This is a genomic window from Brevibacillus sp. 7WMA2, from assembly GCF_010748895.1.
Taxonomy (GTDB): domain Bacteria; phylum Bacillota; class Bacilli; order Brevibacillales; family Brevibacillaceae; genus Brevibacillus_B; species Brevibacillus_B halotolerans.
In genome coordinates this window covers 2,728,617-2,752,807 of the sequence record NZ_CP048799.1, presented here as the reverse complement: position 1 = coordinate 2,752,807, position 24,191 = coordinate 2,728,617, and the positions used below count along the sequence as shown (strand labels likewise).

General features: G+C 45.2%; 34 protein-coding genes and 1 pseudogene. 34 read left to right on the top strand and 1 reads right to left on the bottom strand.

The window, feature by feature from the left end:
* The first annotated feature begins 47 nt into the window (after positions 1-47).
* From GOP56_RS11115 to GOP56_RS10985, 27 genes are all read left to right on the top strand, one after another.
* Complete coding sequence (locus tag GOP56_RS11115; protein ID WP_163245622.1) at positions 48-743, top strand: phage scaffolding protein; 696 nt, start codon at positions 48-50, stop codon at positions 741-743.
* 63 nt (positions 744-806) lie between these two features.
* A complete protein-coding gene (locus GOP56_RS11110; RefSeq protein ID WP_163245621.1) occupies positions 807-1,925 on the top strand; it encodes an SU10 major capsid protein in 1,119 nt (372 codons plus the stop codon).
* Between the two features lie 11 nt (positions 1,926-1,936).
* Positions 1,937-2,155, top strand: coding sequence for a hypothetical protein (locus tag GOP56_RS11105; RefSeq protein ID WP_163245620.1), 219 nt, complete (start codon positions 1,937-1,939; stop codon positions 2,153-2,155).
* A gap of 18 nt (positions 2,156-2,173) precedes the next feature.
* Complete coding sequence (locus GOP56_RS11100; RefSeq protein ID WP_163245619.1) at positions 2,174-2,557, top strand: hypothetical protein; 384 nt, start codon at positions 2,174-2,176, stop codon at positions 2,555-2,557.
* Complete coding sequence (locus GOP56_RS11095; RefSeq protein WP_163245618.1) at positions 2,558-2,923, top strand: hypothetical protein; 366 nt, start codon at positions 2,558-2,560, stop codon at positions 2,921-2,923. It abuts the gene before it with no gap.
* Positions 2,924-2,925: 2 nt separating this feature from the next.
* Positions 2,926-3,342, top strand: a complete 417-nt coding sequence (locus GOP56_RS11090; RefSeq protein ID WP_163245617.1) for an HK97 gp10 family phage protein — start codon at positions 2,926-2,928, stop codon at positions 3,340-3,342.
* Positions 3,343-3,355: 13 nt separating this feature from the next.
* Positions 3,356-3,802: a hypothetical protein gene (locus GOP56_RS11085; RefSeq protein WP_163245616.1), complete on the top strand. Its 447-nt coding sequence runs from the start codon at positions 3,356-3,358 to the stop codon at positions 3,800-3,802.
* 14 nt (positions 3,803-3,816) lie between these two features.
* Positions 3,817-4,854: a phage tail sheath subtilisin-like domain-containing protein gene (locus GOP56_RS11080; protein WP_163245615.1), complete on the top strand. Its 1,038-nt coding sequence runs from the start codon at positions 3,817-3,819 to the stop codon at positions 4,852-4,854.
* Between the two features lie 14 nt (positions 4,855-4,868).
* Complete coding sequence (locus tag GOP56_RS11075) at positions 4,869-5,315, top strand: phage tail tube protein (protein ID WP_163245614.1); 447 nt, start codon at positions 4,869-4,871, stop codon at positions 5,313-5,315.
* A 19-nt stretch (positions 5,316-5,334) separates the two neighbouring features.
* A complete protein-coding gene (locus GOP56_RS11070) occupies positions 5,335-5,700 on the top strand; it encodes a phage tail assembly chaperone (protein ID WP_163245613.1) in 366 nt (121 codons plus the stop codon).
* 172 nt (positions 5,701-5,872) lie between these two features.
* Entirely contained in the window at positions 5,873-7,852 is a 1,980-nt protein-coding gene (locus tag GOP56_RS11065; protein WP_254068389.1) for a phage tail tape measure protein, read from the top strand.
* Between the two features lie 502 nt (positions 7,853-8,354).
* Positions 8,355-9,032, top strand: a complete 678-nt coding sequence (locus GOP56_RS11060) for a LysM peptidoglycan-binding domain-containing protein (RefSeq protein WP_254068387.1) — start codon at positions 8,355-8,357, stop codon at positions 9,030-9,032.
* A complete protein-coding gene (locus tag GOP56_RS11055) occupies positions 9,029-10,096 on the top strand; it encodes an XkdQ/YqbQ family protein (protein WP_163245612.1) in 1,068 nt (355 codons plus the stop codon). Before GOP56_RS11060 ends, GOP56_RS11055 begins: the two co-directional genes overlap by 4 nt.
* Positions 10,059-10,502, top strand: coding sequence for a DUF2577 domain-containing protein (locus GOP56_RS11050; protein ID WP_163245611.1), 444 nt, complete (start codon positions 10,059-10,061; stop codon positions 10,500-10,502). Before GOP56_RS11055 ends, GOP56_RS11050 begins: the two co-directional genes overlap by 38 nt.
* The gene (locus tag GOP56_RS11045; RefSeq protein ID WP_163245610.1) at positions 10,492-10,908 is read left to right on the top strand and encodes a DUF2634 domain-containing protein; all 417 of its coding nucleotides are present in this window, start codon (positions 10,492-10,494) and stop codon (positions 10,906-10,908) included. Before GOP56_RS11050 ends, GOP56_RS11045 begins: the two co-directional genes overlap by 11 nt.
* Positions 10,909-10,910: 2 nt before the next feature.
* The gene (locus GOP56_RS11040) at positions 10,911-11,984 is read left to right on the top strand and encodes a baseplate J/gp47 family protein (RefSeq protein ID WP_163245609.1); all 1,074 of its coding nucleotides are present in this window, start codon (positions 10,911-10,913) and stop codon (positions 11,982-11,984) included.
* Complete coding sequence (locus tag GOP56_RS11035; RefSeq protein WP_163245608.1) at positions 11,977-12,555, top strand: putative phage tail protein; 579 nt, start codon at positions 11,977-11,979, stop codon at positions 12,553-12,555. The genes GOP56_RS11040 and GOP56_RS11035 overlap by 8 nt, the downstream gene beginning before the upstream one ends.
* A gap of 114 nt (positions 12,556-12,669) precedes the next feature.
* Complete coding sequence (locus GOP56_RS23930) at positions 12,670-12,837, top strand: hypothetical protein (RefSeq protein WP_254068385.1); 168 nt, start codon at positions 12,670-12,672, stop codon at positions 12,835-12,837.
* A complete protein-coding gene (locus tag GOP56_RS11025) occupies positions 12,837-13,109 on the top strand; it encodes a hypothetical protein (protein ID WP_163245606.1) in 273 nt (90 codons plus the stop codon). The genes GOP56_RS23930 and GOP56_RS11025 overlap by 1 nt, the downstream gene beginning before the upstream one ends.
* Positions 13,110-13,240: 131 nt before the next feature.
* On the top strand, positions 13,241-14,785 hold the full coding sequence (locus GOP56_RS23590; protein WP_216842805.1) for an Ig-like domain-containing protein: 1,545 nt from the start codon (positions 13,241-13,243) through the stop codon (positions 14,783-14,785).
* Positions 14,782-14,982, top strand: a complete 201-nt coding sequence (locus GOP56_RS11015; RefSeq protein WP_163245605.1) for an XkdW family protein — start codon at positions 14,782-14,784, stop codon at positions 14,980-14,982. Before GOP56_RS23590 ends, GOP56_RS11015 begins: the two co-directional genes overlap by 4 nt.
* Positions 14,982-15,119, top strand: a complete 138-nt coding sequence (locus tag GOP56_RS11010; RefSeq protein WP_163245604.1) for an XkdX family protein — start codon at positions 14,982-14,984, stop codon at positions 15,117-15,119. The genes GOP56_RS11015 and GOP56_RS11010 overlap by 1 nt, the downstream gene beginning before the upstream one ends.
* 10 nt (positions 15,120-15,129) lie before the next feature.
* Positions 15,130-15,393 (top strand): hemolysin XhlA family protein, encoded by a 264-nt coding sequence (locus tag GOP56_RS11005; protein WP_003341744.1) that lies wholly within the window; start codon positions 15,130-15,132, stop codon positions 15,391-15,393.
* A gap of 10 nt (positions 15,394-15,403) precedes the next feature.
* A complete protein-coding gene (locus GOP56_RS11000; RefSeq protein WP_163245603.1) occupies positions 15,404-16,159 on the top strand; it encodes a glycoside hydrolase family 73 protein in 756 nt (251 codons plus the stop codon).
* A gap of 1 nt (position 16,160) precedes the next feature.
* The gene (locus GOP56_RS10995; RefSeq protein WP_163245602.1) at positions 16,161-16,406 is read left to right on the top strand and encodes a hypothetical protein; all 246 of its coding nucleotides are present in this window, start codon (positions 16,161-16,163) and stop codon (positions 16,404-16,406) included.
* A 122-nt stretch (positions 16,407-16,528) separates the two neighbouring features.
* On the top strand, positions 16,529-16,798 hold the full coding sequence (locus GOP56_RS10990; RefSeq protein WP_216842787.1) for a hypothetical protein: 270 nt from the start codon (positions 16,529-16,531) through the stop codon (positions 16,796-16,798).
* Positions 16,776-17,126, top strand: coding sequence for a YolD-like family protein (locus tag GOP56_RS10985; protein ID WP_163245601.1), 351 nt, complete (start codon positions 16,776-16,778; stop codon positions 17,124-17,126). Before GOP56_RS10990 ends, GOP56_RS10985 begins: the two co-directional genes overlap by 23 nt.
* Before the next feature lie 476 nt (positions 17,127-17,602).
* Here GOP56_RS10985 and GOP56_RS10975 read toward each other — a convergent pair.
* Positions 17,603-18,002: pseudogene (locus GOP56_RS10975) on the bottom strand (site-specific integrase); the annotation flags it as partial.
* Positions 18,003-18,569: 567 nt separating this feature from the next.
* On the opposite strand from GOP56_RS10975, the gene GOP56_RS10970 reads away from it, so the two are divergent.
* The 7 genes from GOP56_RS10970 (at position 18,570) to GOP56_RS10935 (ending at position 24,113) form a co-directional block, all read left to right on the top strand.
* Positions 18,570-19,250 carry a hypothetical protein gene (locus GOP56_RS10970; protein ID WP_163245598.1) on the top strand — a complete coding sequence of 227 codons (681 nt, stop codon included), beginning with the start codon at positions 18,570-18,572 and terminating at the stop codon, positions 19,248-19,250.
* A 616-nt stretch (positions 19,251-19,866) separates the two neighbouring features.
* The gene (locus GOP56_RS10965; RefSeq protein WP_163245597.1) at positions 19,867-20,226 is read left to right on the top strand and encodes an HNH endonuclease signature motif containing protein; all 360 of its coding nucleotides are present in this window, start codon (positions 19,867-19,869) and stop codon (positions 20,224-20,226) included.
* 157 nt (positions 20,227-20,383) lie between these two features.
* Positions 20,384-20,935 carry a YdhK family protein gene (locus tag GOP56_RS10960; protein WP_163245596.1) on the top strand — a complete coding sequence of 184 codons (552 nt, stop codon included), beginning with the start codon at positions 20,384-20,386 and terminating at the stop codon, positions 20,933-20,935.
* A 392-nt stretch (positions 20,936-21,327) separates the two neighbouring features.
* Positions 21,328-21,804, top strand: coding sequence for a GNAT family N-acetyltransferase (locus GOP56_RS10955; RefSeq protein WP_163245595.1), 477 nt, complete (start codon positions 21,328-21,330; stop codon positions 21,802-21,804).
* Between the two features lie 94 nt (positions 21,805-21,898).
* Positions 21,899-22,426, top strand: a complete 528-nt coding sequence (locus GOP56_RS10950) for a phage terminase small subunit P27 family (protein ID WP_163245594.1) — start codon at positions 21,899-21,901, stop codon at positions 22,424-22,426.
* Between the two features lie 262 nt (positions 22,427-22,688).
* Positions 22,689-23,093 carry a terminase large subunit domain-containing protein gene (locus tag GOP56_RS10945; protein WP_163245593.1) on the top strand — a complete coding sequence of 135 codons (405 nt, stop codon included), beginning with the start codon at positions 22,689-22,691 and terminating at the stop codon, positions 23,091-23,093.
* Positions 23,094-23,156: 63 nt separating this feature from the next.
* Entirely contained in the window at positions 23,157-24,113 is a 957-nt protein-coding gene (locus GOP56_RS10935) for a terminase TerL endonuclease subunit (RefSeq protein WP_163245592.1), read from the top strand.
* Positions 24,114-24,191 lie beyond the last annotated feature (78 nt).

Here is a 24,191-nt window from a genome sequence, read left to right as displayed (position 1 = left end):
AACTTTCGGAACTATATAGCCGACGGGCTTTAAGCGGGAGGTAACGAATGACTGACACGCTTAAACTTTTATTTCCGATGAATTTGCAAACCTTTGCGGAGGACGCCACAGAGGATCAAACGCCACCAACCGATGATCCCGTAGAAACACCAAAAACTTTTACGCAGGAAGAACTAGATAAGATTGTTGCGGATCGAATCGCACGTGAACGTAAGAAATCGGAAAAGTATGCCGATTATGATGAGTTGAAAACGAAGCTCGCGGAATACGAACGAGAACAAGAAGAGAAACAGCGATCTGAGATGACCGAGATCGAGCGATGGAAAACAGATTACGAGAAGGAAGCCGCAGCAAAACAGACACTAGAGCAGAGTGTTGCTGAGATGGAAGCAAAGTACCGACAGGAGAAAATTCGTAACGTTTTTATTACTGCGGCAGCTAGCGCGAATATTGCTCATATCGACGATGCCTACATTCTCGCGTCAACTGATTTAGCTAAAGTAACGTTCGATGAGTCTGGCAATGTGGTAGGGATGGACAGCGTAATACAGTCATTAGTTGAGACTAAACCGTTTCTTATCGCGCAGACCAAAAAGGAGCCTAGTACGATTGGCGGACCATCTGGGTACGGTCATGAAACGGGAGCTAAAACACTCGAAGCACAACTAGAGGAAGCAAAGAAGAAAAAAGACTTTGGTAAAGTCTTAGAACTGTCCAATAAGCTAAGTCAATTACGTAAGTAACTACACCACCGGTCTATTAGCGGTGGTTTTTTTAATACCCAAAAACAAGGAGGAATCCCATTAATGCTATTTACTTATGATTTTAAAGACCAAGTACGTGAACTATCAGCAGGTATTGATCTAATTATCAATGACTCACCTACTCTACTAGGTTTGGTAGGTCTAAATGGCGAGCCACTAACGCAGACGAAATTTGAGTGGATGTCAGATAACCTCAACTCGAACCGCGCCAACGTAAAGGCAGATGTTACGGCTACAGATACCCAATTGGTCGTAAACGATAGCGACGGTGAGAAATTCCGCATTAACGCAATCGTGGTAGCTGGCGAAGAATACATGAAAGTAACTGCTGTTGCCGGCGATGAGGTTACTGTAATTCGTGGATTTGACGGAACTACGGCGGGGGCTCTAAAAGCTGGAGCAGAACTTCGAATCGTAGCTCGACCGCAATTGCAAGGGGCTGGCGTAGGTCAAGACGAGGGTCACGATCGCTACGTTGATGATAACTACACGCAAATCTATGAACGATATGCATCCGTCTCCAATACGCAAATGGCAGTTCGTACCCACAACGTCACCGACGAATTAAACTACCAAGTTGAGTTACGCTTGCAAGAGATGTCCCGCGAGATGAACGATACTCTAATCTACGGTCGTAAAATTATGGGTAACAAGGGCACACCGAGCATGAGCGGTGGTCTATTGTATTACGCGGATAAGAAGGGCGCTGCTAAAAAGAACTTAAGCGGTAAGGAGATCGACGCTAAGGTCATCAACGATTTGATGGAGGAAGTTTATTTGCGCGGCGGTAACGTTAACACGATCCTTACGAACACTGCGGGCGCACGTCAAATTTCGAAGCTAGCATCTAATACAATTCGCACTGAGCGTCAAGATACCACTACTGGTCACCGAATCTCTACTTTCGTCTCCGACATCGTAGGTGGCGGTGAAGCGACTATTATCGTTGATCCGAACTTCCCGAAAAATAAGGTAGCTCTTTTCGATCGAACTATCTTGTCGATGCATCCGTTGCAAGGTCGTGCGCTGTACGATGTAGATGCGGGTGTACCAGGAGCTGACTTTGTAGCTCGCCAAATTCGTGGTGAGTACGGCGTTAAGGTAAAGAACGCAAAAGAGAAGATTGCAATTCTCGAAAATATCTCCACATCGGTATCGTAAGGAGGTAACAAATGGCTGATTATAAAGCATCCCCGTTCTATGAAGTTGATAGTGGCGATGTCCGCGTCAAGTTTAACTTCTTCGGTACGTATTCAACCGAAAAAGAAGACGAAATTGCTATGTTAGACGCGTTGGCCCCCGAATGGGTCAAACGTACAGATGACGTAACTCATACGGAGGAACCCGCCGCACAGCCCGCCAAAAAGGGACGTGGCAAAGCCTCCGAATAAAACCGGAGGTGTTTCCCTATGACGTTATCAATCGAAGCCGCAGACGATTATATTGACGTAAATGTTATTGATATCGAGGACTGGACGGACTGTGACGAAGCGAGAAAACAACGGATAATTAACGTCGCGTCACGTACACTAGCGTCTGCATACCCGAAATATACAGTACCGGATGCGGCTGTATATGAGTTCGCGGCAGTATTGGCCCGAGAGTTTAACGACACGTTACGGCAAGCCCATAACGGCGTCAGTGCGTTTTCGTTATCCGGTGTAGCATCCTTTACATTCCGCGACAAACCGAGAGAGCTAGTCGATCTGATACCGCCAATAAGTCGTGAACTAATCGGGGCGGAAAATGACGTGAAGCTCGGGAATCGCGGCGTAGGATGGAGCGTGTTATAAATGCCTTTGGTGCCAATGCGAAACAAAATAACGGTTTACCCTGCGTTGCTAGACGACGAGGGCAATCCGAAGACAGACGAATGGGATCGACCGGTATACGGCGATCCTTTTTCGTTACGTTGCCGGATACAAGAGAAGACGAAGCTTGTCCGGGCACAAACGAATCAAGGCGGTGTACACGGCGTTACGTCACAGGAAGTCGTGTCCTCTGCGCAGGTGCTTTGTGACAAGCTTGCGCCTATCACTGACCAAGACCGGATCGAGTTCACCGACGAGCTCGGCAGAGTACGCCAGTATAGCCCGTTAGCTATTGAGATTAAGCGCGATATTGGCGGCAAGCCTATCTTAACGGAGGTGTCACTGTAACTATGGAATTCGAACTTGACATGCGGGCATTTAAGGACGCGATTCAGCGAACGCCTGATGTCGTATTCGCCGCGACCAAACGTGGTATGCACGATGCAATGGATGAATGGAAAGCGGAGTCAGTAGACGTTGCTCCTTTAGACAAAGGCACGCTACGGCGCGGCATTAGTACGGAGGTCCGGCAGAAAAACGGTGAGGTAAGCGGTGAGATTTCGGCCGTTGCAATAGAAAACACACCCAAGTGGCCGAATTTTAATTACGCTTACTACATTCACGAGGTAAAAGGCGACATCAAGAATCCGACAACTCCCGGCACTGTTGCGAAGTTTATAGATGCTCCGGCCGACGAACATAAGCAGAAGTGGCTAAAAGACATTGAAGACGGAGTAAAAGCGGAAGTCCAGAGACTAGGTTTCTAACGGAGGTGGTACGATGTCCGCACTTGTTGAACAGGAATCAGTGGGCGAGTTTATAAAGGCGGTTTTACCTTCGATCGCGTTGAAATACGAGGTACCTGACAAGCCTGCGAAAAATAACGTAGTCGTCCGGCTCCTGTCCTCCGATTCTGAGTCCGAGACGCGTTATCACTACCGGATTGATCGCGACTATCAGATCGTGGTATACGGTGTTGATGCGCAGGATGTCCTAGCAAAAATGGACGTAATCGAACGTAAAGCAAACGATGGAACTACATTAATCCCAATGAAAGACTCGAAGCGGTATATCCGTATCGGGTCTTTTTCTTTTTCAACGACATTCAAGACGGAGGGCGGCCTCTACGCACGATTAGGCGTGTTATCAACGGAGGTACGCGAGGCAAGAACGCAAGAACAGTACGACAAGATTATGCACGTATACGGGCGATTTGAAGCCCGATAAAAGGAGGTAACGCGATGGAATGGGACCCACTTAATGAGCCGACCCGTCCCGGGCTCTATTTGATGTACGTGGAAGCCGCGGCATCACAGATTCGAGGCGGTGCTCGTGGTATTGTTGCAATTCCACTTATGAAGTACGGAGCAAAAGCGACAGAAAAGACGTTCTACACGATTGAGACCGAAAAGCAAGCGGTTGACTTGTTCGGCGTCACCAATATTCAGTCCATTCGTTTCGTTTTGCAAGGCGGAGCAAGGCAAGTGCTCGTTTACACCATGCCGAAGGAGCAAACGGCAGAGGCATTTATTGAGATGCGCGATTCCTTTGATACACGAGCATTTAACGTGTTTGCATACGACGGAGCTGTGGATTCGGCTGAGATTGACGCGACAGTAACGTGGGTAAAACGCAATCGTGCGGAAGGCAAGCATTTCGTATACGTCACAGGCGGTACGGCGGCAGATGATGCTGATCCGAAAGTAGGGAACGCGCGCAGTAAGAAGATAGCGGATAGCTACGTAGCTAACCTGATTGTCGGCGGCGTAGTCAACGGCAAGGAGTACCCGTCTTGTGAGTACGCGACGTACATTGCCGGCTTAATCGCAGGTACACCGATCAATAAGTCGATTACGTACGCAAGGCTACCGTTAGACGACGTTAACAAACGTCTTACGAACGCACAGATCGACGAAGCACTCGAAGCGGGTTCGCTTGTCCTCGTACACAACGGTGATTACGTGATCGTTGAAAAAGGACAATTAACGAGTGGTGCCAAGATACGTAAGATTCGCGGACGACAAGCGATTAATACGGATATCGTGAAAACGGCCGCGAGCGACTACATCGGGAAAATCGATAACAATCGAGACGGGCAGGCAGCCTTAATTGCGGCGATCAAAGCGTACCTAGAACGATTAGGTAAAGCGAATGTCCTCGAAGACCCCGTTGTAACGTTAGACCCCGAATTTGAATCGAAGGGAGACGCGGTATATTTGTACATCGCTTATACAGAGACCGATAGTATGGAACGCATCTTCCTACGAATCCACGTATAGGGAGGTAAGTATAGATGGCGAAAAATTTACTAGAATCCAACCGCGTCCTAAGTGGTTCGTTCGGCGAAATCTGGATGGACGGCGTGTGGCTGGCGAATTTCAATGCGGGTGAGTTATCCGTTGAGATTCAATATGAGAAGATTAAGCGATCCGGTAGCCGCAAAGCCGGGAACAAGCCGATGAGTATCGAGTGTACCGGTTCTATTCGCGGATACAAGATATCGTCCGCATTTGCTCGTAAGATAGGACAGATCATGGACGACCGTGCCGGGGCCTTCGTTTGCCAGCTCGTTATGAAACTCGATGATCCCGAGGCATACGGTGCCGAGCGAGTACTCGCAAAGGGCGTCCAGTTTACCAAAATTGATGTAATGAAATTTGAGCATGGGTCACCCGTCGAGACGGAGTGGCCTTTTGTTTTTGAAGATTACGAGTTCCTAGATTTCATTGAGGAGGAGTAAAAATTAGGAGGATGATTACATGACAGACGATCTATTAAAAGCCCTGCTTGATGCTGATAAAAAACCCGAAAAAGAAGTGCCACTGAAACGATTTGGGACATTCCGTATCCGTGCTCTTGATGATCAAGAAATCGAAGATAGCCAAGAAAGAGCGACGTTTGGGAAGACGGTCGATCAGACTAAGAAAGCACTAATAATGATACAAAAAGCAACGATTGAACCAGACTGGTCACATCCGGATTTACTCGCGAAATATGAGACACAAGACCCTGTAAAAGTTGTTGAAAAGACGTTACTTCCGGGCGAAAGGATTAAGCTTGTCTCTGAGATTTTAGACTTATCTGGGTATGACATTGGAACAGCGGTTGACCAAGTAAAAAACTAATACGCGCGGGAGGCGAGGCTTTCGTTATACACACGATATTCCAACGACAAGGCCTCCCGCCGGCCTACATTTATAACGCGCCAAGAGGTGAGCGCATCTTTATGTACGCCTCCACAGAGGTGGTCGTCGAAGACGAGATTGCGGCGTTGAATAAGGAAGGGGGCGGCTAATCATGGCGTTTGATCTAGTCGGCCGATTACGGATTGTGGACGTGATGACCCCGACCCTCCGCCGAGTGTCTTCGGAACTCGAGCGGACGAACTTATCGGTGAAAAAGGTTGCCGCATCTACCGGCTCCTATCGTAATGCCCAAAATGCCGCCACGCAATCGGTGAATAATTTCTCGGGGGGACTTCCGAATCTTCTCGGCAAGCTTAAGATGGTGGCGGGCGCAGTAGTCGCTGTCGGTACGGCCTTTGACGGGATCAAAACGGCGGCAGACTTCGAAAGCTCAATGTCCCGTGTTGCGGCCCTTTCCAGCGCTAGCGCCGGAGACCTTGCGAAACTAACCACGAAAGCCAAAGAGCTCGGCGCCTCTACGGTATTCAGCGCAAGTCAAGCCGCCGAAGGTATGCAGTTCCTCGCGATGGCAGGCTATAAAACTAACGAAATCATAGCGGCCATGCCCGGACTTCTCGATGCGGCCGCGGCGGGCCAAACAGACCTCGGAACAACCGCCGATATCGTCTCGAATATCCTCTCCGGTTTTGGTATCGCGGCAGGAGATACAGGACGTGTGGCCGACGTGCTTACGAAGGCGTTTACGTCAGCTAACGTTGACCTTCAAATGCTCGGTTACACGATGAAGTACGCGGCTCCTTGGGCGAAAGCGCTCGGTGTGTCGTTAGAAGAAACGGCGGCCGCGGCGGGTATCCTCGGTAATGCGGGTATCCAAGCGGAACAAGCGGGTACTACGTTACGGGGACTATTCGCCCGTTTTGCGAAGCCTCCGAAAGAGGCCGCAGAAGCGTTCGATAAGCTCGGCGTTAAACTGTTTGATAGCGGAGGCAAGATGAAATCGCTTGCCACGATCCTCGAAGACCTCCAGAACGCAATGAAAGGCATGACCAGCGAACAGAAAACGGCGCTTTCTGGCATAATCGCGGGTATGGAAGCTGGTAGCGGATTTCTAGCGTTGATGGATGCGGGCCCCGATAAGCTACGAAAATTTACGAAGGAATTAGAGAACAGCGGGGGAACAGCCGGGAGGGTATCGAAAGTACAACTCGATAACTTTAACGGTTCGCTTGTGCAATTGGAATCCGCACTGGAAGGATTAAAGATAGAAGTGTTCACTCCGTTACTCCCTACCTTAAAGGACCTCGCGGAAAAGGGAGCGAATGCGGCCTCCGTCTTCAACAAGTGGCTCGGAAGTAAAGAGGCGGAAAAATGGGGGAAAACGACTAAAGACGTACTTGAAATTGTGGGACCATTGGTTGTCGGAGCTACTACGGCATGGGCTACCTATAAAGCCGTAATGTTAACGGCAACAGCCGCACAATGGGCGTTTAATACCGCGGCTAATGCTAACCCGATAGGACTATTAGTTGTCGGTATAGGTACGTTAGTCGGGGCGGGGTATCTACTGGTTAAGAATTGGGAGACCGTGAAAGAAGCAGGCCATTCCATGTGGGTTACTATCAAAAACACGTTTGCGACCGGAGTGAACTGGGTAATCGGGAAGTTAAATACGTTAATTGACGCGATGAACCAAGCCTTCAACTTTAAAATGCCTGACTTGATGGGTGGTCAAGAGTTCGCGCTCAATATCCCGAAAATAACCGAAGTCGAAATGGATTACTCGCTTCAACAAGAGAAGATGAGAGATTTCCGCGAACGTCGTAACATCGGTGTCGGGGACGACGGCTCTCACTACAGCGGCCTTGATTACGTACCATTCGATGGCTACCAAGCTCGTTTGCATAAAGGCGAAAGGGTAATGACCGCAGAGGAAAACCGAGCCAGCAAGGAAGAGGCTTCTAACACTCCATCCGATAGACGACGAAACCTTACGATCGACGGCAAGGACTCTAACGGCGTGAAAAACATCTCGTTTGGAGACATTATCATACAGGGTTACAACGGAAACTTAGAGACAGCGGCAGACAAGATCATGTCGATTATGGTACGTAAAATCAGCGAACAGGTGTAAACAGAGGTGACGGGATTTATGGGAAGGATAGTTATCCTTATGGTTTTGGAACACTACGTTTAGGCTATAATTAGGAGTAGTTACATTTTCATCGTAATTTTTTGTAAAAAATAATTGACAAGAAGTCATTACTGATGATAAATTATTGCTAGTAGTCATTTATTCTACAAAGTAGAGTAAAGAAAAAAGCCATAAGTGTTGGCCCACTTATGACCTTTCTTAAGGAAGGTTCAGCTTGTGACAATGCAAATCCTGAAATGGTTAAATGACACAGTAGATATACTACTTAGTGATCATTACGATAAGTACAGCTAGTTGGATAGCTATACTTAAAGACTCGTATTCGCTCATCATTATCACCTCCTTTCGTCGAGGCGTATTAATGGTGGATTTCTTGTTGCTATATTTGATGATAGCATATTTATGTATTTGACATAAAGAAATATAATTCGACAAAAAGAAAGACCCCTTTTAAGGGGTCTTTTTCTATGTAAACGAGGTGATGACGATTACAAACGGTATTCAATTCTGGCTCTCTTACAATAACGGGGCGGAACGCCTGCAACTTCCGGTTAATCCGGAGTCTATTAAAATATCGAGCGATTTCGGCTATCAGGACGTTGAGGTCTCGCACTTAGGTGAATTTACCGTTATCGGTGATCCTAAGTTGCGAGACTTTTCGTTTTCATCGTTCTTTCCTCGCGACTACCACCCGTCCTATTGCGAGTACGAAGGCTTTCCCGATCCGTGGTCAGCTAGAGAGATGCTAGAGAGGTGGCGCGACTCCCGGAAGCCGTGCCGCCTGACGATTACGGGAACCCCGATAAACTATGCGGTCACCATACGCAGGTTCGATATCGTGCCCGAAAAACACGGGGCGCCCGGTGATATCTACTACGATCTTGACCTCAAAGAGTACAAGTTCACAAGCATCCGTCAAGTTGACATGGGCGCGAAGAAAGGCAACGGTACAGCAACGACGGCAAAAGTGAAAAAGGCGGCCGCAAGAGGCGGTAAGAAAGAGATTCCGAAGCCATATGTCGTAAAGAAAGGCGATTGCCTATCTGTGATCGCGGCTAGATACGGACTTAAAACACGGGACATCTACGCCAAGAACAAAGCCGTTGTTGGTTCCGATCCCAACAAAATAAAGCCGGGTCAGAAGTTGGTGTTAGTATGACGTGGGAAGTGCATTATGACGGCGCGCCTATGGTTGTTCAAAGTGCTACATGGTCCGGCGATATTACGCAGCCAGCCCGTACCCTAGAAATATCTTTCGTAAACACGGTGGACGGCCGTAAAAAAGCTGTCCCCGTAGAACTCGGCAAGGAGTTACGTCTCTACAGTAATGGACGTGAACTATTCCGGGGTCTGACGTTCAAGCATAATATCAATGATCGCGGGATCATGAGCGTTACGGCATACGATGATAATATCTATCTTGCGAAGAATCAGGATACGCAGATATTCCGTGGAATGAAGGCGAGTGCCATTGCGCAGAAACTATGCAAACAGTTCGGAATTGCAGTCGGTAAAATTGACGATACAGGATACGTAATACCAAAGCTTGTGCTCCGGAATAAATCCATATGGGACATGATGATAACAGCGCTAACGGTTACGCAGAAGCAGACCGGACGGCGCTTTTTTATTTGCTCGAAGGAAGGCAAGTTTAATCTGTTATCGCGGAAAGAACAGCCTGTTCGGTGGGTACTCGAAAACGGCGTTAATATACTGGACGCGTCATACTCGCAGTCGATCGAAGAACTACGAACACAGGTCAAGGTGACCGGCGGGGATAACAAGAAAAAGCCGTTGGTGGCCGTAGTCAAAAACGACGCACTCATAAAACGGTTCGGCATCATGCAGCACCTCGAAAGTGCTGACTCGGATAAAACCCGATCCCAAATCGAGCAGTTAGCGAAACAGCTCCTAAAAGACCTCGGAACCATACACGACGAGGCGACCGTCAATGCGCTAGGGATTGACACCGTGTACGCGGGGGTAGGCGTCTATGTACAAGAATCAATGACGGAGATCATCGGAGGTTACTGCGTTTCAACCGATAGTCACACATTTGAGAGCGGCAAACATACGATGTCACTTACGTTGAGCGCGACGGACGATCTTCCAACGTTGAAATACGATCCACCACCGGAAGACAAGCCGAAGAAGAAAAGAAAGAAACGAAAGGGGCGGAAATCTATTGTCGACGAAATCCTCAAAAAGACTCCAAGAGCCTAGTCGGCTGGAAGGCGGAGGTCCGAGTCAGTTTCGACAGCTCATTCAACAGATCGGATACAACAAGGACGTGGATATCGAGCTTGGCACTGTCGTTGCTCCTCCGCCAGCTATACGAGTTACAGTCGATAACGATGAAAAACTTGAGCTGTTAGCGGAAGACTTGATTGTTGCGGAGCATCTGACGCGGCATAAACGGAAGGTTACCTTAACCAGTGAGACAGTGCGCGAGGTTATGACGAGAGCAGGCTATACGCCCCACGTGCACGATATCACGGAGTTGGTTATCGAGGGCGAGATCGAGTTTACCGACGAATTGAAAGCGGGCGATCGCGTCATCATCCAGTCTATTGACGAGGGCCAAACGTATATCATTCAAGATCGGGTGGTGATCTATAATGGCGCTTAGTCCGTTACAACGACTAGAGGATCGAGTGATCCAATCGGAGCCAGAAGTCCAGCCAACGCTAACTTATTCGCTGGACTTCAATACCGGCGATATTGACGGCATGATCGACGGCGAGGCGGCCATCCGTCAATTTATCAGCAAGGTTATTATGACTGCGCGGTTTCGGTTTCCGATTTACTACGACGGCGAGTACGGTTGTGAACTCATAGACTTAATCGGGGAAGATTTACCGATAGAGCTTTTGCGGTCGGAGATACCCCGTGTCATAACTGAGGCATTGATCTACGACGATCGAATAGACGATGTATACGACTTTGAGATAGAACGAGAGGCGGACAAATTGACCGTCTCTTTTTACGTTGATACGACGGACGGGCTAACGTTAGATGTCGTAGAGGAGGTGTGACGGTGTACGAACAACAAACGCGTGAGGAAATCCTTGAACGGATACTCGAAAGGTCTCGGCCGGACGTAGACAAGCGACCTGGTGCGATCTTGTATGATGCGACGGCTCCCGTGGCACCCGAGTTAGAGGCGTTATGGCTGGAGCTGGACGCGGTACTCGATAAAGGATTCGCGATAAATACTGACGGTACCATGTCGTCTTACAACGAGTGGCTGACGCGTAGATGTGCTGAATTAGGTGTCTACCGAAAGCCCTCGGAAAAGGCTATTGGTACCGTTACTATTTACGGGCATGAGAATACGGAAATCCCCGTAGGTACCGAAGTTTCTACGGATGGTGAAGAGCCGATTTACTTTGAAGTCACGGAGTCTGGCGTCATTTTAAACGGGACTATTACGTTAGCAGCGAAAGCCGTTGAAGGCGGTAAATCGGGCAACGTGGGTGCTGGCGAAATCAAGCTAACGCAAGGTAATATCACAGGGATAACCGGCGTCACCAACGAGCTGCCATTCGAGGGCGGTATTGACGAAGAATCAGACGACGCCCTGTTAGAACGGTACCTTGATCGCGTCCGAAAGCCTATTACGTCAGGCAATCGTCATCATTACCGGAAATGGGCGCTTGATGTCGTTGGTATCTCTGATGCGCGAGTATACGAGGTGTGGGACGGGCCGGGAACGGTAAAAGTCGTCTTACTTGATGATCGGAAGCGGGCGCCCTCCCAAGAGCTTATCGACAAGGTAGCGACTTACATCGAAAAGGAGAGACCTGCATGTGCGGAAGTGACGGTCGTTGGTGTAGCCGAAATACCGATCAATGTAGCCGCAAAGATAACGTTAGTGAACGGCCATACCATCGAAGAGGCCCGCGAAGAAGTGACGAAAGCACTGACGGATTATCTCGGTAAGCTCGCGCTAGTTGACTCAGTTGTACGTTTTACACGGGTTGCCGGCGTGATCGGAGGCTCGGCTTCGGTACTTGATTATGCCGATCTGACCGTTAATGGTGCGGAGGAGAATATAGCGATAGGCACCGATTCAATCGCGGTACTAGGGACGGTGACACTCAGTGAATGACGTAATTAAGCGCCGAATGCTCGATTCATTGCCAACGATCCATTACGGAGAGTCGCGGCACATAAAGAACATAATTGACCGAGAATCAGAAGAGTTTGCGTTATTGCACGAGGGGATTCGGGACTTAGCCGACCAGTTCTTCGTAGATACGGCAACGTGGGGTCTAGCACGATGGGAAGCCGTTGTCGGAGTGCCCACCGATCTATCTAAACCGATCGAGCAGCGACGCTCCGTTATCAAGTCTAAGCTACGCGGTACGGGGACGGTTACATTAGCCGTACTCGAATCCATTGCCGATGCGTTCTTCCCCGACGCCACGGCTGAGGAGGAACCCCGTAAGTATACGGTCATTATCGTAATTGGCGGCGATATCCCACCGAATCTATGCGATGCTTACGTTGCCCTCCGTGAAATGGCACCGGCTCATGTCGATGTGGTACTAGCGCCCATGCCACGGGAAGTAATCGAAGTAGTCGATACGGTAACGGTAATTCTACGGCGATATCGGACGATCGGCGAACTGCGTGTCGGGGATACGATCGGTAAGGAGCAGCGGGAGGTGACGTTATAGATGGACGTAAGATATCTCGAACGCATTGCGGAGGACATCGCTACACGCGCGACATCTATCGTTCTTAATAATCAAACGGTACCTATTCGGAACATTAGCCGGAATGGGGCGGCGGTGACCGTCCGTACGGAATCAGTCAAAGGGATTACGCGAGTTTCTTCATTAAGACTGTACGATGAAGCGGGCGGTCTGATTGCGGAGAGGCAGGCGGACGTTCCGGTTAGCGAAGGACAGCGTTTGGAATTTCGGTTCAATTTTGTTATTCGAGAGGGGGTGCGTTGATGTCGTATGACGTTCGGTTAGACTGGAAGTTCGAAGATGATATTACTGAAAATGACGTCAACAGATGGGAAAAAGGAATAGCTGATGCGCACAAGCTTCTGGAACAGCATACGGTAGCGATTGCTGCCTTACAGATCGAGGTGCAGACAGTTAAGGACGCATTGTTTAACAACTTCACAGGCAATGTGTTCTTCGAAAATTTTGTAACTCTAAATGATGTGATTTTAACCGAGGGCTGGTATGACGAGACTAACAAAAGGCTGGTGGTATAGTGGCCGTTATAAAAAAACTTGAAAAACAATTTGATGAACTACCATACAGTTCACAAACGCACACTTTAACCATACCGGGATTGAATAGCGTTAAGTCTGTAGTAGTTAATACGGGGACAGTTTCATATAGAGTGAACGGTAACACTGTAACATTTACACTCGGTGGCGGTTCCTACACACGGTGGATTCAAACAGGAGGTTCCTACACACCCTCTCAGAGTAAAGAGGTAACTACTTCGCAGACAAGCTCATCTAATTCCTTTCCGAGCAGTATTTCCTATAATAGTGGGGGATTCAGTGGGACATTAAATAAAGACGGTAGCCCCACACAAACACTTGTAAGTGGCTCTACTGGGGATAGTAAATCTGTATCGAAAAGCTATACTGCATCAAGTGGCATGATGAACTCTTGTCCAGAAGCGGAGAGAAGCGCGGAAAGATCGTTGCCTAGCTCCATTTCATATAACGAGGGTGGGTATAGTGGAACTCTATATCGCACGGGTTCCGTTTCTTTTGGGGCTTGCACACGATCTGGTCGAAATCCAGACGAATATTGGAGTATGACAGCAACAGCAACGTATTCCGGCACGGTTACAAGACCCTCAACTGCGGTCTATAGTTATAGGCAAAACTATCGCGGTACCGTTACAAAACCAGGAAGTGACACGCGAAGCTATACCCATTACTATCAGTATGCGGTAACTATCGAGTATTCTGATAACTCTAATCCGACACTTACCCTTTCATCACCAACCGACAACCAAATGCTTACGGAAAATGCAACGTTAAGCATTCAAGGAACCGCATCCGACATCGACAAGGATAACGTAGTTACAGTAAAGTACCAAGTAAATAAAGGAACGGCAAGGGCGTTGCAATCGGGGGTATCCAACGGTAGTACGCCTATTTCATTTGCCAAAACCTTAACATTCCGAGCCAAGCGTCTCTATGACGGTACAACCGATATAACAGGATCTGACCTAGCCCAAGACGTCGATTACACCCTAACTGTTTGGGCGGAAGATGACCAAGGCGGTAAATCAACTGAGATTACGCGTAAATTCCGAGTCGTCCATAACCGACCACCCGTTATAAGCGGTCAAAATGAAGACCTTGGCACACTCAGTTCTGTCCCTATGAAGAAATACACGGTAACAGAGCCAGAGGGTGACACGTTTACCATCACTGAGAAAATCAACGGTAAGGCAATCCGCACATTCGCTGGAACTGACAAAATGGAAAATACTTTGACTATCCCACTGGACATGTGGCTACGGCTCTCTTTAACAGAAGCCCACACATTAACGATCGAGGCAACCGACAGTAAAGGCTTGAAATCGACTAGGACGTTTACTTTCCGTCGATCAGCCGACAAGATAGCGTTCTCTCTAAAGAAACCTTTTGATACCACTATTGCTGCTAAACGTATTCTTATAACGATTGATGCGACGGTTCCTCCTGGTGCAGATTATAAAGTAGAGGTGTGTAACAATGCGTTTGACGAGTTGCCGACATGGGAAGATGCCACTAATAACGTTAAATTCAACCGAGGCTTCATTTTCACTAACAAGGAAAAAACAGCAGAAAAATGGGGCGTTAGTGTACGCTTTGTTTTTGTTAAAGGAGTTGCAACTGAGCCTGTAATTGTAAGAGGATTCGGAGGTGCATTCGATTGATTTTAATAAAACCTATGGATTTGGGCGAAATGGAGCAGGAACGGGACAACGCTAAAATGCCAATTGTAACACTAGGCCAAGAAGTCGCTAAGACTAAGATTGAACTTTCACAAAAGAATGCACTAATTAAGTCGTTGGGAGAAGAGTTGGCGAATCTGAGACTAGAAATCATCCAGTTAAAAGGGGGGAGTAAGTAATGAACTTCTGGTCGTTAGCTTATAGATACAATTGGATTACGGACGAGTTGCTACGACTTGCTGTACAAACAGATGCCAACCCGTATGGAGAGATCACACCGGCCGATTACGAAGAAATTACCGGAATCAAATTCTAGGAGGGTGCGCATGGGAGAACACGACACTGTATCAATTTTACAAGACGTACGGGAGCGCATGGTCCGCGTGGAAGAAAAGGTCGACCACTTATCGCGTGACCGTGAAAAGCTCGAACAAGTACACGACAAAGCACGGGAAGCACTAGCGTTGGCCCAAGAAAACGCGCGTGACATTGCAGAAATCAAATCGGATTCGCGCCGAAGCTGGGGCGTAATCATCGGGATGGGAACGAGTTTTATCGGGTCCATCCTTATTTATTTTCTAACGAAATGAGGTCGAACAAATGACGAAGCAAGAACGGCTAATCTTGTTGATAGCACCGCACGTAGTCGGGCGCTACCCGTGCCCGTCCGGTGTTATCGCGCAACTCATACTAGAGGTCGGATGGGACTTGCGGACACCGCGCGATATGGTGACGGGGCGCGAGTCGTATAATCTCGGCAATATCAAAGGAACGGGGTCGGCCGGTAGCGTTACGATCTTGACCACGGAGTATTATTCGGCGGCGGACGTAGCGAAGGCGCGGGCCAGCGGTGACCTCGTAAAGATACTCGGCACTTCCGGCAACAAGACGAAGGTACAAGTAAAGGCACGGTTCCGAGCGTACAACAATTACGGCGAGGCCATCGACGACCATTTCGCTCTGCTGAAGAAACCGCGCTACGTAAATGCGGGCGTGTGGAAAGCGAAGACACCACGGGAGTTTGCGGAGGCGGTCAAACGGGGCGGGTACGCGACTGATCCGAATTACGTTACGTTAATTATGTCGATTGTAAACGGGAATAAGTTAACCCGTTTTGATAAGCCGGTGGCCCCGGTACCTATAATGAAAATCGAGGAGGCGGTGGATTTGGCGTTAAAAGAATGGCAGCTAGAACTCGCGGATAAGTCGATAGATAATCTCGCGGCACAGGAACTACTGTCGGATGCGGCCGAATGGAAGGAGCGGTTACGAAAGGAGCCGCAGAAGGTAATCGAGGACATGCCGTGGCTGGTCTTCGTACTAGCGGATCGGGTATCGAGAAAGGCGGGTGCATAACGTGGAACTTACGTATGACATCGCGACGCTGGCCGCAATCGTGGCGGCTTTGACTGGAATCGCGAAAGGATTCGGAGTGCCGACGAAGTTTGCTCCGTTGGTAGCGATTGCGCTATCGGGCGTGTTCGTGTTCTTGCCGGACGGCGCATTGAAGGCGAATCTATTGACTACGGTCGTGGTCGGATTGACTGCGGCAGGTGCGTATAGTTACGTTAAACCGGACAATAGCGAAGGAAAACTTAAATAGGGAAACGAGCCCACTTATTGGCCTAACGGCTGGTAGGTGGGCACTTTTTTTGTTGCATGTTCCCGTTCTGTTCGCATATAATAGGAACAAATGTTCTATTCAAATAGAAGGTGGCGGTCATTTTGCTGGATTTGTTTTTAGAGGGTGTACAAAATGTCATCAACAACAACAGGCCACTATTGGCTATCTGGTCGGATCAATCGGGAGCCCATACGTCGTGGGGCTGGATCGCGGCTAATGATAGTGAACAAATCAAGCTAGTAACGGATTGGAACTCTCATACGATCCGCGTCAATCAAATCGTTGACATCATCGTATCACCTAACCTAGACTTGATAGATTGGCTATGGACGGAGGATGAGTTTTACTATGCAAAAGCGAACAAAGATTAACGACCTATTCGGCTCCATGCGTATGGTATTGCCGGAGCAACGCGAATGGTATCTAAAGCATCGAAGAGAGCTATCGTTACTACCGAAGCCTGACCTCGATCACGACGAAATCATGGCGATTAACTATAGGTTGACGGAAAGTAAACGTTATAACTTCGAGATAACCGTTAAGTATTGGCGGGAAGTCTCCAAGAATGGAGGCGAGTTCCTGACGGTGAGGGGCGTTGCCAAGTCGTTTGATACGATTATGAAGCAAGTTAGAATCGAGGAAGAAAACGGGGATTGGACGTGGATTGATTTCGGGAACATTGCGTCCGTTACCGATTAAAATAGAAGAGACCCGAGGGCACATTTGCAACCCAGTCTGTAGGTCAAGAAATTTGCTGTTTACTGCTCCTGTACGGTATAATACTCATTAACGGAAAGAGAGCGGATGGACAAACGTTGATATGTAGCGGATGGACAGGCGGGAGGACATAACGGAAAGGCTCCGAACCCAAATCGGATAGTTGACAGGGTGGGGGTCGCTGGTTCGAACCCAGTCCGGATCACCATACATAAGATTGTTAAACCCCTTGGTTAATCAAGGGGTTTTTGTTATTAACAGATAGAATTGTCCATATGTTTTTTGGTGCGAAAAGAAATTTTGGTGCGAATTTGGCGCGAATGAAATTTCTATTTAGCTTCTTTATTTTCAAAGAATACTTTACCAAAAGTTTCAGCAGTCTCTTTTTGAATGTTAGGCAAAACGTGAGCATAGCGGTCTATCATCTTCATATCAGACCACCCCATACGTTCAACAACAGCCTTTGGATTAACGTTTGCTTTTAATAGCATGGTGGCATGTGAATGTCGAAGATCATGAAATCTTATTTTTTACCTGCGCTTGTTCAATCAAGCGGTAAAATGACCTCATTAAATTTCTTGGTGTTACCGGATTTTTTACAATAGTGCAAATAACTAGCCCGTTATCTTCATACATACCTGGATCAGCTTTTAATTTTTCAGCTTTGTATCTTTTTTCAACTTTCCTCATCTCTTTTACTGTTTCTGCATCAATAGCTATAGTTCTATTTCCAGAATTAGTTTTAGCTCCAATCTGTAACTCTTTTCCGTCATGACTTAAGGTTTGGGTTATTGATATAACCCCATTCTCCAAATTTATGTCCTTCCATCGCAAACCAATAATTTCACCTTGGCGCATACCTAAGCTAGGGCTAAAAGAAAAGCGATGTAATAACGAATCCTTTTCAGATGATTTTAGAAAAAGGTGGGCTTCTTCCACTTCCCAGACTTCCATTTCCTTTTTCCTTGCCTTGGGCCTGTCCACAACGGAAGCTACATTCTTAGGGATCATTTCCCTGATAGCTTCTAAAACTCTACAATCCAAAGAAGAATTTAATGAATTTATTAATAACGAAGTAGGCAAAGTTTTATTAAAAGCTCTCGAAAACAATATGTTATCTTATTTTAAAATGTTTGGTTCTGCTTTGTTACTAGCTTTAGCAATCTTAATCTGGTATTATTGGCGCCTTGGTATATTGCTAAAAATTAACTATGTTATTGAGCAATCAATAGAAGAAAAGACTGAGTAATAGGGAAATAAGTGCATTAGTCACCTGCGGGTGGCTATTTTTTATATTGCTTTCAAATTAATATTCGACAATATATTGGTTTGATTGAAAAAGGTGTCGAATTTTTTACATATATTTACCTTTTTTTAAATGTTATGCTTATATTGTAAAAAATAGTCTGAAAGGATATGAAAACCATGAAAAAAGTCTTACTTTCACTTTCGATGTTAGCTCTTTTAACATCTATAGCAGTACCAGCAGAAGCTTATGATAAAACTAATACTGCCGCTGAATCATCTACCGCTAAAAAAAGTATTGAAGAGAATCAAAATAAATATGTCGAAATGTTAGCAGAATATGTTATTAGAAAAGAGGATGGAACAATCTCTTTAGATCAATCGTACCATTCTGAATTATCAATCCCTGAAGAATTTGTTGATGATATTCAGAATCATATGAATGATTTGAACATACAAGTAAAAGAGGGTAATATTGTAGTAAATAAAGACCTAAGTATCACGACCATAAAAGAGAACAAAAAAAGAAGTAATAAAGTAATGGCAATGGCAAAAGAACGTTCTCTAAAAGGCAACGTAGACATTAAAGTATATTGGTGGGGTTATGGAATGTGGCTAGATGATAGGGCTACTAGAGATATGATACGCCAACATAAAGCAGGAGTCGCATTTGCTACGTTATTAGCCATGATAAATGTCAATTTGGACTATCCTGATTCAAAATCAGTTACTTTTGTTTCATCTTTAATAGCCTGGTTTCTCCAAACTACTGTTAATAAAATAGAAGAAGCAAATGAAGGTAATGGGGTTTTGATTACTACTACAAATCTCACTTTTGGTTTTGTAGTTGAACCGCTATAATAATACTTTATATATGTTAAGTTTGCAGAGACAGAGGTGAGTCAGCATAGATAAGAAAATGCCACCTAGCAAAACAGATCGGTTTAAAAAAGTTTGGTTTTATATCCAATTAGTTATTGCAATTTTTGTTACAATTTATTTGTTTGTCCATTTAGATGACGAAGATACTGGAAAGACATACATAGCTATGTTAATCTTACTTGGCCTTAATGCATTAGCTCTTTTACTTAAAAGACAATTTTTTCTATTTGCCATTTATCTGTGTTTAATATTATACAGTAATAAAAAATGGCTTAGTGCGATATTGTTTGGCTGAGATTAAGCACCCAATGTGGTGCTTTTTTCTTTTGTACTTAATGTTTACATCATGTCGCAATAACTCTGTTTGAACTGTAGTTTATGTAACATTAATAGGGGTTTTTGTTTACAATAACTAATTTTGCGGAAATGGGTATTTTAACCAGATGGGTTTCTGTAAGCAATAACCTTTATTTCTGTAACAGTAACTCTAGTTTTCGCTGTATGATGTATGCAATAAGTACACAAAAGAAAAGAAATAAATATATATAGGTCATTTTGATAGATATTTTCTCTACTAAACAAGGAAGGTGAAACAATGCCTAGCAAACCATTAAAGACCTATCTGCATTCCAGATGCCCAACACTAACAAGAGAAGCTTATTGCCCTTTGCATCAAAAGAAACAAGTCCAGCAGTATGATAGGGAACGTGGATCATCTACGCAACGTGGCTACGATGCCAAGTGGAGAAAAGCAAGAATAGGATTTTTAAGAAAGCATCCACTCTGCAAACATTGCTTTGACAAAGGTTTACTCAATGGTGCTACAGTAGTTGACCATATCGTTCCACACAAGGGAGATAGGACATTGTTTTGGGATCGGAACAACTGGCAGCCATTATGTGAGCAGTGTCATAACCGGAAGACTGCTATAGAAGATAGAGGCTCTTGGAGATAATCTATCTGTTAGAAGAAATAAAGTATTAGACAAAGAGCCTCATTAAGCTAAACGGAGATTAGTTTGGAAATATTGCTGTACCTTTGTTTGCAAACATACCTTAGTGGGTAAATTATTTGATAAGAAAATAATTTCAAGGAATAGGGGTATGTACTCAGTGAAAAAGCAACTGATAATTCTTAGTGTCGCCACAATTATTGCTTTAGGCGGATGTGGAAATAACACAAGCCAACAGTCTACTTCACAGCCTATTGAAAACATAAACCATTCAGATATGAACCATTCTATTTTGAGTGAAGTTCCTAAAGGTTTAAAAGAAGCAAAGAATCCAACTTATCCAGTTGGAAGTCAGGCAATTATCCAAGCAGACCACATACCAGGTATGAAAGGTGCTACAGCAACGATTGTAGGTGCTTATGATACGACAGCCTATACTGTTTCGTATACTCCAACAACTGGTGGACAACCAGTAAAAAATCATAAATGGGTTGTTCAGGAAGAGATTAAAAATGCGGGTACTGAAACTTTGAAACCAGGGACAGAAGTTACCTTAGAAGCAGACCACATGCCAGGTATGAAAGGTGCAACTGCTAAAATTGATTCAGGTGAACATACTACCGTGTATATGGTTGATTACACTCCTACAACTGGTGGAGAACCAGTGAAAAATCATAAATGGGTAACAGAGAGTGAACTTTCAACTAAATAAAAGTTTGAACAATAGGGTTAGAAAACAAAGAAGCAATTTTTGATGGATTGCTTCTTTTATTTGTCCTATCTCTAATTGATTGAATTACAGAGGGACAAGCACATACGTCCACAGATCTACAGAAACGGGGTAAGATGAGCTTTTAAAGTTGTATGAAGGTATTGGGGTAGGGGGGTATCAAAAACCTGCACAGCGCTAACGCTAGACCGCGTGTCAGTCTTCCATAAAAAAATTTCCCTAAATGGATTTTCAGAAATGAAAGGTGTACACAGAAAATAAAGTGTCAGACTCATTGTAAATTATTGAACTAACGGGCAGAAATGCTCAGTAAAACTATTTTGGTTAAAGAGTAAGCGTGGTAAAATACGTTAACTGATTGGGGAGGGAGAAATATGGATATATCTATCCGAAACGCTCATCAAGATGACTACGAATCTTTGTTGCTCTTGTTCAGGCAGGTTCATGATCTACACGTTTTTGAAAGACCAGATTTGTATAAAGAAAACCCAGCTCCAGTCGGGAAAGAATTCTTCGAAAGCCAGCTAATTGATGTCAAACAGCATATTTTCGTGGCTACCATAGGCTTAGAGATAATCGGAGTAGTTGTGACGAAGGAAGAAGACATAACTGAAAATTCATTTGTGAATGCGAGAAAAATATTATTTGTAAATAGTTTGTGTGTTTCCGAAACGTACAGAAATAAGGGCGTTGGAAAGAGACTTATGCAATATGTTATTGATTTCGGGGGAAGTCTGAAGGTTGATAGTATTGAATTAGGGGTATCGGAGAATAATGCTTCTGCAATTTTATTTTATGAATCAATCGGAATGACAACGAAGAGTAGAAAAATGGAGCTTAGATTGAACTAACGGAGATCGGTTTCTTCCATAAATAAATGCCAGTCTAGCACTTTGTTTGCACAGTCTAATACATTATTTTCAATAGACAAAAAGGGGTGAGGGAATGGCTAGACCAAGGCAACCAGTTGACTTGCTGCTCTACAAGGGAAAGAAAAACCTAACAAAAGCTGAAATAGAACAGCGTAAAGTCCAGGAAATAAAGGCGGCAAATGACAAAGTTAAGCCCCCTAACTACCTACCGAAAGACCTGAAAAAAGAATTTAAAAAGATTGCAAGCGAGCTGTTGCAAATCGGCATCATGACTAATCTTGATCTAGATGCACTGGCTCGCTTTTTATATGCCCGAAAGATGTATATAAAAGTCACAGATGCCTTGCTACAAACGGAATTGACAGTACAGCGCAAACAAGCAATTCATGATGGTGACGGGGCTGTAATTGACATGAACGAATGGGAGGAAGCAAACGCAGCTTATTCAGATTTATTGATTAACCAGGATAAATTATTTAAACAATGTAGATCAGCAGCAAGTGACTTGGGCCTTACTATTGCTTCTCGATGCAAACTTGTAATACCGAAACAGGAGAAGCAGGAGCCTAGCGAGGTCGAAAAGGCGTTTGGTGATTTATGATTAAACACTAATTGACTATAGTCTTGATATCGTAGCTGGTGAGATAGTTGCTTGTGAGAAGCACAAATGGGCGTGTAGCCGTTTCCTGGATGATATCAAGAATGAGGGGACGGAACATTTTTCTTATATTTTTGACGAGGAAAAAGCACATCGTTTTTTATATTGGATGTCTTTATTCAGACATACGAAAGGAAAGCTTGCTGGTAAACGAATAACCCCTCATGAAATCCAAGTATTTGTCTTTGGGAACATTTATGGATGGGTGCATAAGGATACAGGTCTACGGCGTTTTCGCAAAGCGTATTGGCAGGTAGGAAGGAAAAATGCTAAATCGCAATCTTTGGGAGCTGTGGCAAGCTATGAAGCCTCTGCTTTCGGTGAAAACATGTCAGAGGTCTACATCGGAGCTACCAAAGCCGAGCAAAGTAAAATTGTCTGGAATGAATCACGAACGCAAATTGATGGTTGCCCCGATCTAAATGGTAAGTTCAAAGTAGCCTACGGAAAAATACAGCATCTCAAAAGTGAATCTTTTATCGCTGCTCTATCAAAGGATGCAGGAAAAACGGGTGACGGTTTTAACGTAATATTCGGAATATACTCAGTATTCCACACTATAGCAAGGGTGGTGCAGGTTGAATCCTGCTGTTGTAATAATCATCATTAACGGTTGACTACGTGCGCCCATACCCGACACAAGCACGTCATAAATTTCAGAAGTAGGGTGGGCGTGATACTCATCAATGATGCCAGCTTCCTTGATCCTTATTCATCCATAGAAAATGAGGAATATTTCGTAATGGTCAACGAACTTGACAAGGACGATGATATCAAAGATGAATCTGTCTGGATAAAAGCCAATCCGATCCTATGTTCATATGAAGAGGGTATGGCTTATTTGCGTGGCGAGCTTAAAGCAGCTTTAGACGTACCAGAGAAGATGCGAAACTACTTAACCAAAAATATGAATCGGTGGGTAGATCAGAAAGAAAACGGGTATATGTCACTGGAGGCTTGGGCCAAATGTGGCGTTGATGAAATGCCTAATCTTGCCCAATTCGAATGTATCGTTGGTATTGACCTGTCTAAAAAAATTGACTTAACCAGTGTGTCATTTGAATTTGATCTAAAAAATGACCACATTGCTATCTTAAATCATTCGTTTATGCCGGAAGATACGTTGGCAGTCAAACGAAAAACAGATAGATTCCCCTATGATCTATATATCCAGCAAGGATGGATGACGGCCACTCCTGGTGCTGTTGTGGATTACACGTTTATTAAGGCGTATATTCAGCGCATGGAGCGTGATAAGGAATGGAAAATCAAAGAAGTTTGTTACGATCCATACAATGCAACGCAATTCGCTGCTGATATGGAGGCAGAAGGCTATACCATGATTGAAATTAGGCAAGGGGTGCGTACTCTATCAGAACCAACAAAGAATTTTAGAGAAATGGTTTTGGAAAAGAAGGTTCTACACGACAAGAACCCTGTTCTAGAATGGTCAATTGGAAACGCAGTAACCAAGATGGACGCCCAGGAAAATATTATGCTGGACAAGTCTAAATCTACGGATCGGATCGACCCGATAGCGTCAGCGATAAACGCACATGTAAGGGTAATGTGTAAAGACCCGAAAGCGGATTTAAACGCACATATCTTATCGGGGAATTTCAGTTTCTAAAATCTTTAGTAAGTTTTTTCTTAATTTAGCCAATCCTTTTAAAACTATTTTTAAAGATTGATTGTAAAATAATATACA